13 protein-coding genes are annotated in these 13946 nt (G+C 58.5%); 4 read left to right on the forward strand and 9 right to left on the reverse strand.

Features of this window, described 5'->3' with window-relative positions; all coding sequences use genetic code 11:
- Positions 1 to 117: 117 nt before the first annotated feature.
- Entirely contained in the window at positions 118 to 558 is a 441-nt protein-coding gene (locus ACCD00_RS06845; protein ID WP_413423062.1) for a CBS domain-containing protein, read from the reverse strand.
- Between the two features lie 331 nt (positions 559 to 889).
- Here ACCD00_RS06845 and ACCD00_RS06850 point away from each other — a divergent pair, with 331 nt between their 5' ends.
- The gene (locus ACCD00_RS06850; protein ID WP_413423064.1) at positions 890 to 3250 is read left to right on the forward strand and encodes a DNA polymerase II; all 2361 of its coding nucleotides are present in this window, start codon (positions 890 to 892) and stop codon (positions 3248 to 3250) included.
- On the opposite strand, the gene ACCD00_RS06855 is transcribed toward ACCD00_RS06850, so the two are convergent.
- A complete protein-coding gene (locus ACCD00_RS06855; RefSeq protein WP_413423066.1) occupies positions 3215 to 3685 on the reverse strand; it encodes a DUF1810 domain-containing protein in 471 nt (156 codons plus the stop codon). The genes ACCD00_RS06850 and ACCD00_RS06855 overlap by 36 nt on opposite strands.
- A gap of 29 nt (positions 3686 to 3714) precedes the next feature.
- The gene (locus tag ACCD00_RS06860) at positions 3715 to 4536 is read right to left on the reverse strand and encodes an aldo/keto reductase (protein WP_413423068.1); all 822 of its coding nucleotides are present in this window, start codon (positions 4534 to 4536) and stop codon (positions 3715 to 3717) included.
- Positions 4537 to 4791: 255 nt separating this feature from the next.
- Between ACCD00_RS06860 and ACCD00_RS06865 the strand changes: the two genes are divergently transcribed.
- Positions 4792 to 5577: a sulfite exporter TauE/SafE family protein gene (locus ACCD00_RS06865; RefSeq protein ID WP_413423070.1), complete on the forward strand. Its 786-nt coding sequence runs from the start codon at positions 4792 to 4794 to the stop codon at positions 5575 to 5577.
- A 20-nt stretch (positions 5578 to 5597) separates the two neighbouring features.
- Here ACCD00_RS06865 and ACCD00_RS06870 read toward each other — a convergent pair whose 3' ends face one another.
- Positions 5598 to 5966, reverse strand: a complete 369-nt coding sequence (locus tag ACCD00_RS06870) for a VOC family protein (protein WP_413423131.1) — start codon at positions 5964 to 5966, stop codon at positions 5598 to 5600.
- 181 nt (positions 5967 to 6147) lie between these two features.
- On the opposite strand from ACCD00_RS06870, the gene ACCD00_RS06875 reads away from it, so the two are divergent.
- A complete protein-coding gene (locus tag ACCD00_RS06875) occupies positions 6148 to 6708 on the forward strand; it encodes a DUF4174 domain-containing protein (RefSeq protein WP_413423072.1) in 561 nt (186 codons plus the stop codon).
- Between the two features lie 76 nt (positions 6709 to 6784).
- Here the strand turns inward: ACCD00_RS06875 and ACCD00_RS06880 are convergent, their stop codons facing one another.
- Both ACCD00_RS06880 and ACCD00_RS06885 read right to left on the reverse strand, forming a co-directional pair.
- On the reverse strand, positions 6785 to 7420 hold the full coding sequence (locus tag ACCD00_RS06880; RefSeq protein ID WP_413423074.1) for a TIGR02646 family protein: 636 nt from the start codon (positions 7418 to 7420) through the stop codon (positions 6785 to 6787).
- Positions 7413 to 8780 carry an AAA family ATPase gene (locus ACCD00_RS06885; protein WP_413423076.1) on the reverse strand — a complete coding sequence of 456 codons (1368 nt, stop codon included), beginning with the start codon at positions 8778 to 8780 and terminating at the stop codon, positions 7413 to 7415. Before ACCD00_RS06885 ends, ACCD00_RS06880 begins: the two co-directional genes overlap by 8 nt.
- Before the next feature lie 523 nt (positions 8781 to 9303).
- On the opposite strand from ACCD00_RS06885, the gene ACCD00_RS06890 reads away from it, so the two are divergent.
- Positions 9304 to 9651, forward strand: coding sequence for a DUF6124 family protein (locus ACCD00_RS06890; RefSeq protein ID WP_413423133.1), 348 nt, complete (start codon positions 9304 to 9306; stop codon positions 9649 to 9651).
- Between the two features lie 51 nt (positions 9652 to 9702).
- Here the strand turns inward: ACCD00_RS06890 and ampC are convergent, their stop codons facing one another.
- The 3 genes from ampC to ACCD00_RS06905 all read right to left on the reverse strand — a co-directional run bounded on the left by ampC (position 9703) and on the right by ACCD00_RS06905 (position 13669).
- Positions 9703 to 10812 (reverse strand): class C beta-lactamase, encoded by a 1110-nt coding sequence (gene ampC / locus ACCD00_RS06895; RefSeq protein ID WP_413423135.1) that lies wholly within the window; start codon positions 10810 to 10812, stop codon positions 9703 to 9705.
- 142 nt (positions 10813 to 10954) lie between these two features.
- A complete protein-coding gene (gudD, locus tag ACCD00_RS06900) occupies positions 10955 to 12298 on the reverse strand; it encodes a glucarate dehydratase (protein ID WP_413423078.1) in 1344 nt (447 codons plus the stop codon).
- A gap of 24 nt (positions 12299 to 12322) precedes the next feature.
- A complete protein-coding gene (locus ACCD00_RS06905) occupies positions 12323 to 13669 on the reverse strand; it encodes an MFS transporter (RefSeq protein ID WP_413423080.1) in 1347 nt (448 codons plus the stop codon).
- Positions 13670 to 13946 lie beyond the last annotated feature (277 nt).

Below are 13946 nucleotides of genomic sequence, written 5' to 3' on the forward strand. Positions count from 1 at the left end.
ACCAAAGGTGGGAGCGGGCTTGCTCGCGAAGGCGGTGGGTCAGTCAACATTAATGCTGCCTGACACTACGCTTTCGCGAGCAAGCCCGCTCCCACAAGGGATCTTCGGTGTGTCGAATTATTCCCCGCGAATGTACTGTTCCAGCTGGCGAATCAGTTCAGCCTGTTCGGCAATGGCTTCCTTCACCAGGTCACCGATCGACAGCAGGCCGATCAATTTGCCATTTTCCACTACAGGCAAGTGACGCAGGCGCTTATCGGACATGATGCCAAGGCAAGTATCCACGGTTTGATGGGTGTCGACGGTAATCACCGGCGACACCATGATGTCGCGTACCGGCGTGCCCACTGAGGAGCGGCCGTGCAGCACCAGTTTGCGCGCATAATCGCGTTCGCTGATGATGCCCACCACTTCATCATTGTCCACCACCAGCAAGGCACCGACGTTTTTCTCGGCCATCTTCATCAGCGCTTCAAGCACCATGTGATCGGGTTTGATCTGGTGCACTTCCTGATTCTTCTGATCTTTGAGCTTGAGCAGTTGGGCGACGGTTTTCATGGTGGTTACTCGGGTGTTGTCGTTGTCCTTGAAGAATCGTAGACGCAAGCGTTCAGGGCAAGGGCGAAAGCGGCAGATAACACGCAAAAAACGTCATTTGGCGGTTTTTCTTCCGTAAGTCTCCTTTTCAGGCCAGTAAATCACCCTGTGGGAGCGGGCTTGCTCGCGAAGAGGCCAGCCCATCCAACATCTTTGTCGGCAGGTAGTCCGCCTTCGCGAGCAAGCCCGCTCCCACAGGATTGATGTTGACCGCTGATACCGGCGGCAAACGCGCTATCCCGACCGATGACGGGTAGAATCCCCCTCTGAATCAACGTTGAGGTTTGCAGTGGTGGATCTACAGCAGGGCTTCGTCCTGACCCGGCATTGGCGCGATACCCCGGCCGGTACGGAAGTCGAGTTCTGGCTGGCGACCGATAGCGGTCCCCGGCACATCCGCCTGCCGCATCAACCGTCGGTGGCGTTCATCCCGGCCGGGCAGCGTCAGCCGGCCGAAAACGTTCTGCATGACGAGAAGAACGTCGAACTCAGGCCCCTGGCCCTGCTGGATTTCGAACATCGCCCGGTCCTCGGACTTTACTGCCAGCAACATGGCCAGTTGATCCGCCTGGAAACCGCGCTGCGCCGGGCCGGTGTCGAAGTGTTCGAAGCCGACGTGCGCCCGCCGGAACGCTACATGATGGAACGCTTCATCACCGCGCCGGTGCGCTTCAGTGGCACACCGAGTGCCGAGGGCCTGCTGCTCGACGCACAGATGAAACCTGATCCCGGCTACCGGCCGAGCCTCAAGCTGGTGTCCCTGGACATCGAGACCACGGCCCAGGGCGAGTTGTATTCCATTGCCCTGGAAGGCTGCGGCGAGCGTCAGGTGTACATGCTTGGTCCGCCCAATGGCGACGATAGCCAGGTGGATTTCCTGCTCGAATACTGCGATTCGCGGACCCTGTTGCTGAAAAAACTCAACGAATGGTTTGCCCGGTTCGACCCCGACGCGATCATCGGCTGGAATGTCGTGCAGTTCGACTTGCGGGTGCTTCACGAACACGCCCGGCGCCTGGCGGTGCCGTTGAAGCTGGGGCGTGGCGGTGAGGAAATGCAGTGGCGCGAACACGGCAGCGGCAACCACTACTTCGCTTCTGCGGCTGGCCGCCTGATCATCGACGGTATCGAGGCCCTGCGTTCTGCGACCTGGAGTTTTCCCTCGTTCAGCCTGGAAAACGTCGCGCAAACCTTGCTCGGCGAGGGCAAGTCCATCGACACCCCGTACCAGCGCATGGACGAAATCAATCGCATGTTCGCCGAGGACAAACCGGCGCTGGCCAAATACAACCTCAAGGACTGTGAACTGGTCACGCGGATTTTCGCCAGGACCGAGTTGCTCACCTTCCTGCTGGAGCGGGCCAGCGTCACCGGTTTGCCGGCCGATCGCATGGGCGGTTCGGTGGCGGCGTTCACGCACCTGTATATGCCGCTGATGCACCGTCAGGGTTTCGTTGCGCCGAACCTCGGTGGCAAGCCCCCCGAAGCCAGCCCTGGCGGTTTTGTCATGGATTCGCAACCGGGGCTGTACGAATCGGTGCTGGTGCTCGACTACAAAAGCCTCTATCCGTCGATTATCCGAACCTTCCTGATTGACCCCGTGGGGCTGATCGAGGGGCTCAAACACCCTGACGATAGCGAGTCGGTGCCGGGTTTTCGTGGCGCACGCTTTTCTCGAACCCGGCATTGCCTGCCATCCATCGTCGCCCGGGTGGCCGAAGGCCGGGAAGCCGCCAAGCGTGAACACAACGCACCGCTGTCCCAGGCGCTGAAAATCATCATGAACGCCTTCTACGGCGTGCTCGGCTCCAGCGGCTGTCGCTTCTTCGACACGCGCCTGGCTTCGTCCATCACCTTGCGCGGGCACGAGATCATGCTACGCACCCGCCAGTTGATCGAGGCCCAGGGGCATGCAGTGATTTACGGCGACACCGATTCGACGTTCGTCTGGCTGCGTCGCGCCCATGGTCAGCAGGAGGCGGCGCAGATCGGCCAGGCGCTGGTGGCGCACGTCAATCAGTGGTGGCGCGAACATGTGCAGCAGGAATACGGCTTGCAAAGCGTTCTCGAACTGCAGTTCGAAACCCACTACAAGCGCTTCCTGATGCCGACCATCCGCGGCGCCGAAGAAGGCAGTAAAAAGCGCTACGCGGGACTCGTGACCCGTGCCGATGGCAGCGACGAAATGGTCTACAAAGGCCTGGAAACCGTGCGCACCGACTGGTCGCCGCTGGCCCGGCAATTCCAGCAGGAGCTCTATTGGCTGATCTTCCTGCGCAAGCCCTATCAGGATTATGTGCGTGACTACGTGCGCAAGACCCTGGCCGGTGAGTTCGATGACCGGCTGATCTACCGCAAACGCCTGCGCCGCAGCCTCGACGACTATCAGCGAAACGTACCGCCCCATGTGCGCGCGGCGCGCCTGGCCGACGAGTACAACGACCGACAGGGTCGCCCGCGGCAATACCAGAACGGCGGCTGGATCAGCTACGTAATCACCGTCGCCGGCCCTGAACCGCTGGAAGTGCGCAGCGCGCCCATCGATTACGATCACTACATCACCCGGCAACTGCAACCGGTGGCGGACGCGATACTGCCGTTTGTCGACGATGACTTCTCAACCCTGATTGGGGGGCAACTGGGCCTGTTTTGAGTCCATCAGCGACAAGGTCCAGTCATCCAGGATGCCGTGGAAGTACTGGTTCAAGGCTTGCTGGAAAAGGCTGTCGTCGACGGCGACCTGGGCAAACAGGGTCATCGAGGAGTGAAACTTCAGGTCGTCGGGATGACCGAAAATCCCGGCCACCGAACGCTCCCGGATGTTCAGCACTTCCTGGGTGCAGGTGCGTAGCCGGGCGCCCAGCAACGGATGCTCGAGGTAGGCCAATGCTTCCTCCCGCGAGTGGATGGCATAGCGGCGCGACATCTCGCTGTCGCCGAGCCCGGCAAACTGCGGAAAGATGAACCACATCCAGTGACTGCGCTTGTGCCCATTGTTCAGCTCGTTCTGAACCCGGTCGAATACCGGTTCCTGAGCCTGGAGAAAGCGTTGCAGATTGAACGGGTCCAGGTGGTCGGTGCTTCTCATGGCGAAGCTCTCTGACTGACTGCGGTGGTTCAGACCATGGCCAGCCGCTGTTTGCGTTGTGGCGCGTGAAACGCTTGGTCCAGCGCCTCCAGATCCCCGGCTTCAAGCCGTAATTGGGCGGCTTGGGCGTTGAGCTGCACATGCTCGGGGCGGACCGCTTTGGGGATGGCGATCACGTCGTCCTGACGCAGAATCCAGGCCAGCGCCACTTGTGCTGGCGTCACTTCGTGTCGGGCGGCCACCTGTTTGAGGGTGGTGTTGGCGAGCATTTTTCCACCCTGGCCGATCGGACAGTATGCCATGACTGGCATCCGCCGCTGTTGACTCCAGGGTAACAAGTCAAATTCTATGCCGCGCTGCTCCAGATTGTAGAGCACCTGATTGGTGGCACAGGCCGGGGCGTTCAGTTCCAGCAAGTCATCGAGGTCGAAATTGGACACGCCCCAACGACCGATCTTGCCGGCTTCGCGCAGGCGTTCGAAAGCTTCGACCGTTTCCTCCAGCCGGTACTGACCGCGCCAATGCAACAAGTACAGATCGATGCAGTCGGTGCCGAGCCTGCGCAGGCTTCGTTCGCACGCCTGGGGAATGCCCTCGCGGCTGGCGTTGTGCGGGTACACCTTGCTGACCAGAAAGACGCTGTCGCGCTGGCCGGCGATGGCATCGCGGACCACTTCCTCGGCGCCGCCTTCGGCGTACATTTCAGCGGTGTCGATCAGGGTCATGCCCAGTTCGATGCCCAGGCGCAGTGCCGCGACTTCTTCCTTGTGCCGTGAGCGGTCTTCGCCCATCTGCCAGGTCCCCTGGCCGATAACCGGGACCCTGGCGCCAGCCAACTCAAGCGCGCGCATGCAAACCTCCTTCATGAATGCCGATGGTCAAATCAATGGGCAGCAGAATAGTCCATCGGTTCCCCGCAGTGCTCGCGAAGACAGACTGTCAGTCGATATTGATGCCAACTGACACACCGCCATCGCGAGCAAGCTCGCTCCTACAAGGGGGGTGGTGTTCAAGGCATAAAGATAGATCGCATCGATATAACTGGTTATAAGAAATATCGCTATGCTGCGGGCCAGATTTCCCCTGCGATCTTTGTGGAAGTATTCATGGATTTAGTGAACATCGGGTTGGTCGTCGCCGGGCTGGTCGTCGGCTTCATCGTCGGCATGACGGGCGTGGGTGGCGGGTCGCTCATGACGCCGATCCTGCTATGGTTCGGCATCAATCCGGCGACAGCGGTCGGTACCGATCTGCTGTACGCCGCCATCACCAAATCCAGCGGTGTACTGGTTCACCGAAAGAACAACAACATCGACTGGGCGATCACCGGCTGGCTGACCCTGGGCAGCGTGCCTGCGGTGGCGTTGACGCTGTGGTTTCTCAGCACCCTGCACAGCGCCCCCGAGGCGATGAACGCGATCATCAAGCAGGCCCTCGGTTTTGTGTTGTTTGCCACGGCACTGGCGATCCTGTTCAAGAAGCGTCTGCTCGACTTCGCCCACAAACGTGCGGGTGGCAACTACAGCCCCAGCGGGTTGCGCCTCAATGCGATGACGGTCATCACCGGGCTGGTCCTTGGCACCATGGTCGCGCTGACGTCCATCGGTGCCGGTGCGCTGGGCACCGTGGCACTGTTCATTCTCTACCCGATGCTACCGACCCGCCGCCTGGTGGGGACTGAAATCGCCCACGCCGTGCCGCTGACCCTGGTCGCGGGCCTTGGCCATGCCAGCATGGGCAACATGGATTGGCACGTCCTGGGTTACTTGCTGGTGGGGTCGTTGCCGGGAATTTACCTGGGCAGCCACCTGACCGGGCGTATCTCCGACGAACTGTTGCGCCCTTGCCTGGCGACCATGCTGTTGTTTATCGGTTACAAACTGGCGTTCTGATTCAAGCCGCCACGCCAGCTTCACTCGCGGGTGAATATTTCCAGCAGATGCCCGTCCGGGTCATCGAAATACACCCGCCGTCCTCCCGCGTAATCATTGATTTCCCTCAGACGCTGCTTGCACGGGTCGGCCCACCACGGCTGGCCGTTGGCTTGCAGGTGGGCGAAGGCCGCATCGAAATCCTCATCGCCAATCAGGAACGCGTAGTGCTGGGACGCTATCGGCGGGTCGTTGTCGTAGAAGTCCAGTGACACGCCGTTATCGAATTTGACGATCAGCATGGGGCCGAAGGGCTGCGGTGCGGGCAGGCCAAGGAGGCCGGTCAGGAAATTCGCCGAAACCTGCTTGTCCCGGCACCAGACGATGGTGTGGTTCAACTGGGCGCTCATGCGCAGGTCCTCACGATGGATCATGCGGGTTGTCATGAGTCTTCAGATTAGCTCAGCCTGTTGCGCTATGACCGCCCTGACCTAAGCTTGGGACAAGGCGAAAAACATTTGCGGTATGTCACCCGGAACGATCGCCGCGATGCGCAATCATTAGAGCGTGGATATCAAAAAGGAGATGCGCATGCTCATCAGGTCACTGACCCTGGCTACTTTGCTGGCGATTGCCGGCCCCTTGTTCGCCGCTGATGACGGCTCACCGCTGGACATGGACAAGGGCAGGGCCCGGCCACTGATTGTCATCGCTCCGAGCACTGTTGATCCAACCTGGGTCAGCCTGAAAAAATCGCTGGATGAGCCGGCCAATCGCAAGGGATTCACCGACCGCAACCTGGTGCTCTACACCGTGCTCAACCTGATGGGCCAGCGCGACGGCAAGGACCTCGGGTCACAAGACACGGCGGCGCTGATCCGTTCGCTCAAGCTGGGTGTCGGCGCCAGGACCAGGGTCATTCTGGTCGGCAAGGACGGCGAAAAGAAACTGGAACGATCGGACGCCATCAAGCTGGACGAGATTTTCAGTACTGTCGATCAACAGCCGGCGGCCGAGAAAGAGTTTACGGCGACCGTGGCCGCACCCGTCGCTGAGGCCGAGCCGGCGGTTAAAGGCACCAAGGCCGGGAAAAACAGCAAACCGGCGAAACCCGCCAAACCCACCAAACCGCCTGAAATGCCGGATGATTGAACCCTGTTGCAGCGAGCACAGCCTGTGTTCGCTGCGCAGCATCGTAACTGGTAGCTGAAGAATCGCTGACTCTAGCTCAAGGTTGAGCCAGAAATTGATGGATGACATTAACCAGCACGGGTGAAAACGGCTGAAGACATTGTGCCGCGTCGGGAACCTTCAGATCCTCCAAAAGCAGGCTTAGGAGTTCTTCGTCTTCAAATTGCAGGTCTTCGGGAGGTACGCTCTGGCTATAAATGAGTGCATCAACCATCGCTTTTCGTTTGCCAACAAGTCCTTTGTTACTTTGCTCGGTATGACCCAGATTCAATGTCTGAATTGTTACCTTGGCCCGCTCGGTCTTTCCCGCGACCAGGCCGGATAAGTAGAACTTCAATTCGGACTCGCATTCGGCCATCAAGGGTGTAAGCGGCAACACTCGTGTTCCTCGACCATGACCGCATTGATGCGGGTGTTGGCAACTGGCGACGATGTTGGAAAAATCCAAGGTTCGATTCGGCGCACGATCCTGGGCTTCAAGGTGTTCGTTGTGAGCGCTATCAACGGTGATCGACTGACAGCAATACGCGCATAAGCCGTATTGTTCCGAGATACAGGATGATCGAATGGACCGACTTTCTTCAGGCGGTAAATCCCGGTAACGCAACGTGTTGTTCGAGCGTTTAAAGCGAGTCAACGAGGGTGGCTCCATGCCTTTGTCGATTTTACGCACGACGTAACTCCAACTTGCGAATCAACAAGGCCGCTTTCGCCAGTTCCAGATGTCCCTCTGGCAGCTCTAGAGAAAGCTCGGAATACAGTTTTTTCGCACCGTCCAAGTCACCATCCTGCAAATGCTTGAGCAATAGATTCAGACGTTTTTGCACTTCGCTGTTACGCACATCGGTGTCCATGACTTCCAGAAGCACCTGGTTGGCATCCAATCCATACAGGCCATTGTGCTCTTGCAATTCTCCGTCATTGAGCACGTAGCACAGCACGTCTTTCGCGTCGCTGATGACCAATGGCGAGTGAGTGGTCAGGACAAATTGGCAATTTGGGAAAGTCTCGCTCAACTGCCGAATCAGACTGCGTTGCCATTTGGGATGCAGGTGCAAATCGACTTCATCGATCAGGACGATGCCATCACCCTCCAATGGGTTGTCCAAAGATTGATTCATCATCGCCAATCGGCGAGCGATATCGCCGACCAGCGCCATCATCGACTTTTCGCCTTGCGACAGCTGGGAGACATTGAGCGTTACACCGTTTTTGTCGATGGCCATGTGCAGGCGTGGCTTACGTTTTACTCTCAGATTACTGAAGCCAGGCATGAATGCTGCGATAGCAGAGCGAACAGCCGTCAACTGGCGATCACGGGATGAGGCTTTTAATTGGGAAAGGGTTTTCCAGATGTCACTGTTCTTGCCGAATTTTTCGGAAATTTCGGCCAACGCGGTGGCGGACACGCCAGATTCGTTTTCGCTGTCTTCGCGCTCGCGAAACCATTCAAAGAAACGTCGGAAATCAACAGCTCGATTTAGCGAGTTGTCATAGCCGTCTATTTGATCAAAGGAGTGTTTAGTTCGGATTCTTAGCGGCATTTCCAGAACGGAGCGCTCTACCGGGTAGTAGGCGATCAATGGGAGTGAGGCTTTGTCATCTTCTGTCAGTTGGTTGCGGTAATGATCCGCAAGGAGACTGACACCTCCTAATGAGCTATGAATGTGAGCCTTTCGCCCTTGTCGGCCGCGGGCAATCCCCCATGTAAATAGTGCATCTTCAGGGTTAGCATCGGGATTGTTTGAGCGTGCATGTGACTCGTCTACTACAGCAATCAGTATTAATGCAGACGAAGCGCCGTTTCTAATGTCCTCTTCTGAAAGATGATTGCCATTGCCTTTCTCGTTGCGAATTCTGGCGACCAACCAGCTCAATGAAGTGGCCAGAGATCTTAAAAGGGTCGTTTTCCCGGCACCATTGTTCCCCACCAGCACCGTCACGTTCGAGAAGTGGTTGGGGGTGGGGGCCAACGGGATTTCCAGATCGGTGAATCGACCGACATCCTTGAGCTTGAATTTGGTGATTTCCATTACAACGCCCTTCGAAGGTCAGTCGGTTTGAATACTTGAGCGCGCATTATGTCATTCCCGGCCACGGATTGATCCTGTGCCGTTCGCTAGCTTGGGAGGCTCAATAGATACAACGGTTTCACCCGCATCACAACGGTCATGAGCAAAAAGGTATTTGTAACTAGATGCTCATAAAACTGAGTGTGGGCAAAGGCCTTCACATGTGTCGGAAATTTCCTTCAAAGCGTGGCGTATCCCGTGAACTGGTGCCCATCGAGCCATATCGATAATCTTCGCCAGCCGCTGCAAATCAGCGGCCGGATGTGGAAGTCCGTTGGTTCAAGCCATCTACCAATGCCCCTAGAACGCAAGTCGACATTTTTTATGTCAACATTGCCGCGTTTTGGCGGCTGTGCGCGGGAGCACTTTCGAGTGCACCGGGTTTTGGTGGATTGACCTGGACTTCCACACCTGCGTACAGCTGCCACCCTCATGTGGAAGTGAGATGGGTAGTTTTCTCAACAATCCCCAATGGTACTTCTTCATGAAAAAGTTAAGTCCGAATCCCCCGGAATCCTCATCCGACTCAGATTTCCCTCTGTCAGACATCACCGAACCCGCCGTCAGCGCTCGCTTGCGCAACCCCAAACACGCCGACCCGGTCAGCCACATTTTCACCATCCTCCCAAACGTCGATACTCCAACGCTGCTGTGCCACGCCTGTGAAACCCTCGCGTCCCTGAACGTACTGGTCACCGATCTCGCCTGTAACCTGGAAGGCTCCAACCGCAATGTGGCGCTGTCGATTCAACAATTGGCAGTGGTGGGCGAGTTGTTGGTGAACCGGGCGCTGGACAATATCGACCCGCCCGAAGGTGCGCCGATAAAGTAAAAAAAGCGACCTCTAGAGGTCGCCCTGTTCTATGGAAAAGGAGGCAAGGGCTTACTGAGCCAGAGCACTCAAAATCCGATGCGCGATCTTCACCCGCTCTGCATTGGGATAATTCTTGTTGGCCAGAATCACAATACCGATGTCCTCCGATGGCACGAACGCCACGTAAGCCCCGAAACCGCCGGTTGAACCTGTCTTGTTGATCAGTACGTTCTCCGGTTGCGTTTGCGGCGGATTCAGCCACTGGACGGTATGCGCCTCCATGGCCATCGGTGTGGAGTTGCCGTCCAGCAAATGATCCAGTGTGATCGGGTAGTGATACATCTCCCAACCGAGGCCCTGGGTCATGTTGCCTACGGTGTAGTAACCGCTGTGAGTCAAGGCGATGGCTTGCTGCAATGGCTTTTCCAGAGACGCCGGCTTCATGTTTGCGTCGACATAGGCCAGCAGGTCTGCGGCGCTGGTTTTCACCCCGTACGCCTCGGAATCCAGCGCGCCCGGACTGACCCGCACAGGCTTGCCGTCCTTGTTGTAGCCCTGGGCGTACAGCGCCATCTGATCCTGTGGCACATGCACATAGGTGTGCTTGAGGCCCAGTTTCGGCAGCAGGGTTTTCTCCATCAGGTCATCAAAAGGCTGGCCCATGCAGTGGGCGGCGAGGTAGCCGAACAGGCCGAGGCTGGGGTTCGAATACAGTCGGTGACTGCCGGGGGCGTAGAGCGGTTTCCAATGATTGTAATAACCGAGCATCTTGTCGGCCGAATCAGATTCGGCAGGAAATTGCAGCGGTAAGCCACCCGCGCTGTAGGTACCCAGTTGCAGCACGCTGATGTGGTCGAACGCACTGCCGTGCAGGGCCGGCAGGATCTGGCTGGCCTTGTCCGACAGCGACAGCTTGCCCGTGGCCTGGGCGTAAGCGGCAAGGGTGGCGGTGAAGGTTTTACTGACAGAGCCGATTTCGAACAGGGTGTCTCGCGTGACGGGCTTGCCGGTTTCTTTCGAAGCGACGCCATAGTTGAAGTAATGCGCCTGGCCGTTGACGGTGACTGCCACGGCCATACCCTGAATACCCTGGGCTTGCATCACCGGTTGTACAGCGTCGTTCACCAGTGTCTCGATTTGATCCTGTGCAACGCACTGGCCCGAGGCGAGCAGCGCCATGCAAGCCGCGATCGTTTTCAGCCTGTCCATTTTGAATTTATCCGTCGTTGATTCAGTTGCGCGCCATTTTAGGGGGTTAAGCGCTCAGCTCCGAGCGCTTTTTAAACCGGCCGCCAACAGGCGGCCACGCGCAACGGCCGTTTCAACGCACCAGGCACGGCCGCTTGTTGTCGAACTTCCAGCCCGGAATCAGGAACTGCATCGCCACGCTGTCATCCCGGGCGCCCAGGCCCATGCCTTTGTACAGTTCATGAGCTTTGGCGAGCTGATCCATGTCCAGTTCGACCCCCAGCCCCGGTTTCTGCGGCACCTGCACGCAGCCGTCGACGATTTTCAGCGGGGCCTTGGTCAGGCGTTGACCGTCCTGCCAGATCCAGTGGGTGTCGATGGCAGTGATCTCGCCCGGCGCGGCCGCCGCGACATGGGTGAACATCGCCAGGGAGATGTCGAAGTGGTTGTTGGAATGCGAACCCCAGGTCAGCCCCCATTCGTGGCACATCTGCGCCACCCGCACCGAGCCCTGCATGGTCCAGAAGTGCGGGTCGGCCAGGGGAATGTCGACCGACTGCAGCTGGATCGCGTGGCCCATCTCCCGCCAGTCGGTGGCGATCATGTTGGTCGCGGTTTTCAGGCCGGTGGCCCGGCGGAATTCAGCCATGACTTCGCGTCCCGAGTAACCGTTTTCCGCCCCGCACGGGTCTTCGGCATAGGCCAGGACGCGATGCTGGTCGCGGCACAGGCGGATGGCTTCTTGCAGTGACCAGGCACCATTTGGATCAAGGGTGATGCGCGCCTCGGGGAAACGTTCGGCGAGGGCCGTGACCGCCTCGATTTCGGCATCGCCGCTGAGCACGCCACCCTTGAGTTTGAAGTCCTTGAAACCGTAACGGGCGTGGGCTGCCTCGGCCAGCCGGACCACGGCTTCGGCGGTCATGGCTTTTTCGTGACGCACGCGGAACCAGTCGTTTTCGGCGTCTGGCTCGCTTCGGTAGGCGAGGTCCGTTTCGTTGCGATCACCGACATAAAACAGATAGCCAAGCATCTTCACTGCATCGCGCTGTTGACCTTCGCCGAGCAGGGCGGCCACCGGCACGTCCAGGTGCTGGCCGAGCAGATCGAGCAGTGCGGCTTCCAGGCCGGTGACCGCATGGATGGTGATGCGCAGGTCGAATGTCTGCAGACCACGGCCACCGGCATCGCGGTCGGCGAAGGTCTGGCGTACTTGGTTGAGTATCCTCTGCCAGGTGCCGATCGGGCTGCCGACCACCAGGCTGCGTGCGTCTTCGAGGGTCTGGCGAATGCGCTCGCCCCCTGGCACTTCGCCGACGCCAGTGTGGCCGGCGTTGTCCTTGAGGATCACGATATTGCGGGTGAAAAACGGGCCGTGGGCGCCGCTCAGGTTGAGCAGCATGCCATCGTGGCCGGCCACTGGAACCACTTGCATGCTGGTGATGATCGGGGCTTTTGCGGTGTCTTGTGCGTTCATTTTGCAGTCCTTGAAAAGCGGAATTCAGGCGTGGTTGGGCGTGGGTTTGCCCTGCACCACGGCCGGTGCGGATTTCGGTGTGTTGCGGGCGGCAAACACGATGATGGCGGCGATGATCGAGGTCGCGGCCAGGCCGTACAGCCCGCCCTGGATGGAGCCGGTGTGCTCTTCGAGCAGGCCGAAGGTGGTCGGTGCAACGAAGCCGCCGAGGTTGCCCACCGAGTTGATCAGCGCGATGACGCCAGCGGCGATGCGTGCATCCAGATAGGCCTGGGGAATCGGCCAGAAACACGATGACGCCGATTTGAAGCCCAATGCTGCAAAGCAGATCGCAACGAAGGCGAAGACCGGCCCGCCGGTGGTGGACATGAACATCCCGGCAGCGGCGATCAGCAGGGCCACGGCGACCCAGGCTTGCTGGTGTTTCCATTTGGCCGACAGCGATGCGAAGGCGTACATGCCGACAATCGACAGCAACCACGGAATCGAGTTGAACAGCCCGACCTGGATGTCACTCAGGTCGCCCATCTTCTTGATGATGCTCGGCAGCCAGAAGGTCGCGGCGTAGATGGTCAGCTGGATAAAGAAGTAGATCAGGCAGAACAGGATGATCTGGCGATCCTTGAGCAATTTGCCCAGTGACGGCTTGATCGGCGTAGCGGCTTCGCGGGCCAGTTGTTCGTCGTCGATGGCCTTGACCAGCGCATCCTGCTCCTCACGGCTCAGCCATTTGGCATCGTGGGGCCTGGAGTCCAGCCAGAACCAGACAAACACGCACAACCCCACCGAGAACATGCCCTCGATGAAATACATCCATTGCCAACCGTGCAGGCCCAGCCCTTCGATTTGCAGGAGCAAACCGGACAGCGGGCCGGAGATCAGCGACGCGACCGCCGAGCCGCTGAGGAAAATGGCAATCGCCTTGCCACGCTCCGCGCCGGGCAACCAGCGGGTGAAGTAGTAGATCACCCCGGGGAAGAACCCGGCTTCGGCCACGCCCAGCAGAAAGCGCAGGATATAGAAGTGGGTTTCGTTCTGGATGAACGCCATGCTCGCGGCGACCAGGCCCCAGGTCAGCATGATGCGGGTCAGCCAGATACGCGCGCCGACTTTTTGCAGAAGGATGTTGGAGGGCACTTCGAACAGGGCATAGCCGATGAAAAACAGACCGGCACCGAGGCCGTAGGCGGCAGCGCCAATACCCAGGTCGTGTTCCATGTGGGCGCGGACGAAGCCGATGTTCACGCGATCAATGTAATTGACGATGAACATGATGACGAACAGCGGCAAGACGTGACGTTTGACTTTGGCGATGGCCGACTTCAGCGCTGAACTGGCGTCGTCGTGCATCCCGGAGATGGATGTATTCACTGCGTTTTCTCCCACTCGTTATTTTTATGCGGGGTAGGGCTGGGTGCTGCATTGTTGCTAGACATCATACAACTAGATTTTTTCATCGCGCAACCACGTTCATCCAACAAAATAGCGCGTTCGCAGAGGTTTTTTATTCTGCTGGTGATGCCTTCTGGCGTTTTTGCTGTCTGGATATGGGCTGGATGTTGAGTGTTGTCATACAAGCTGAGCGAGATTTTTCAGGATTCCCGCCAGGCGCGGTGCTACGATTCGATAGCCCTGATTTCCGGACATC

The organism is Pseudomonas sp. Pseusp3, from assembly GCF_047304225.1.
GTDB lineage: Bacteria > Pseudomonadota > Gammaproteobacteria > Pseudomonadales > Pseudomonadaceae > Aquipseudomonas > Aquipseudomonas fluorescens_CD.

Coding starts and splice junctions, on each gene's coding strand:
- ACCD00_RS06875 (WP_413423072.1), top strand. CDS start 6,148: ATGCTCATCAGGTCACTGACCCTGGCTACTTTGCTGGCGATTGCCGGC.
- ACCD00_RS06885 (WP_413423076.1), bottom strand. CDS start 8,780: ATGGAAATCACCAAATTCAAGCTCAAGGATGTCGGTCGATTCACCGAT.
- ACCD00_RS06870 (WP_413423131.1), bottom strand. CDS start 5,966: ATGAGCGCCCAGTTGAACCACACCATCGTCTGGTGCCGGGACAAGCAG.
- gudD (WP_413423078.1), bottom strand. CDS start 12,298: ATGAACGCACAAGACACCGCAAAAGCCCCGATCATCACCAGCATGCAA.
- ACCD00_RS06890 (WP_413423133.1), top strand. CDS start 9,304: ATGAAAAAGTTAAGTCCGAATCCCCCGGAATCCTCATCCGACTCAGAT.
- ampC (WP_413423135.1), bottom strand. CDS start 10,812: ATGGCGCTGCTCGCCTCGGGCCAGTGCGTTGCACAGGATCAAATCGAG.
- ACCD00_RS06845 (WP_413423062.1), bottom strand. CDS start 558: ATGAAAACCGTCGCCCAACTGCTCAAGCTCAAAGATCAGAAGAATCAG.
- ACCD00_RS06855 (WP_413423066.1), bottom strand. CDS start 3,685: ATGAGAAGCACCGACCACCTGGACCCGTTCAATCTGCAACGCTTTCTC.
- ACCD00_RS06860 (WP_413423068.1), bottom strand. CDS start 4,536: ATGCGCGCGCTTGAGTTGGCTGGCGCCAGGGTCCCGGTTATCGGCCAG.
- ACCD00_RS06865 (WP_413423070.1), top strand. CDS start 4,792: ATGGATTTAGTGAACATCGGGTTGGTCGTCGCCGGGCTGGTCGTCGGC.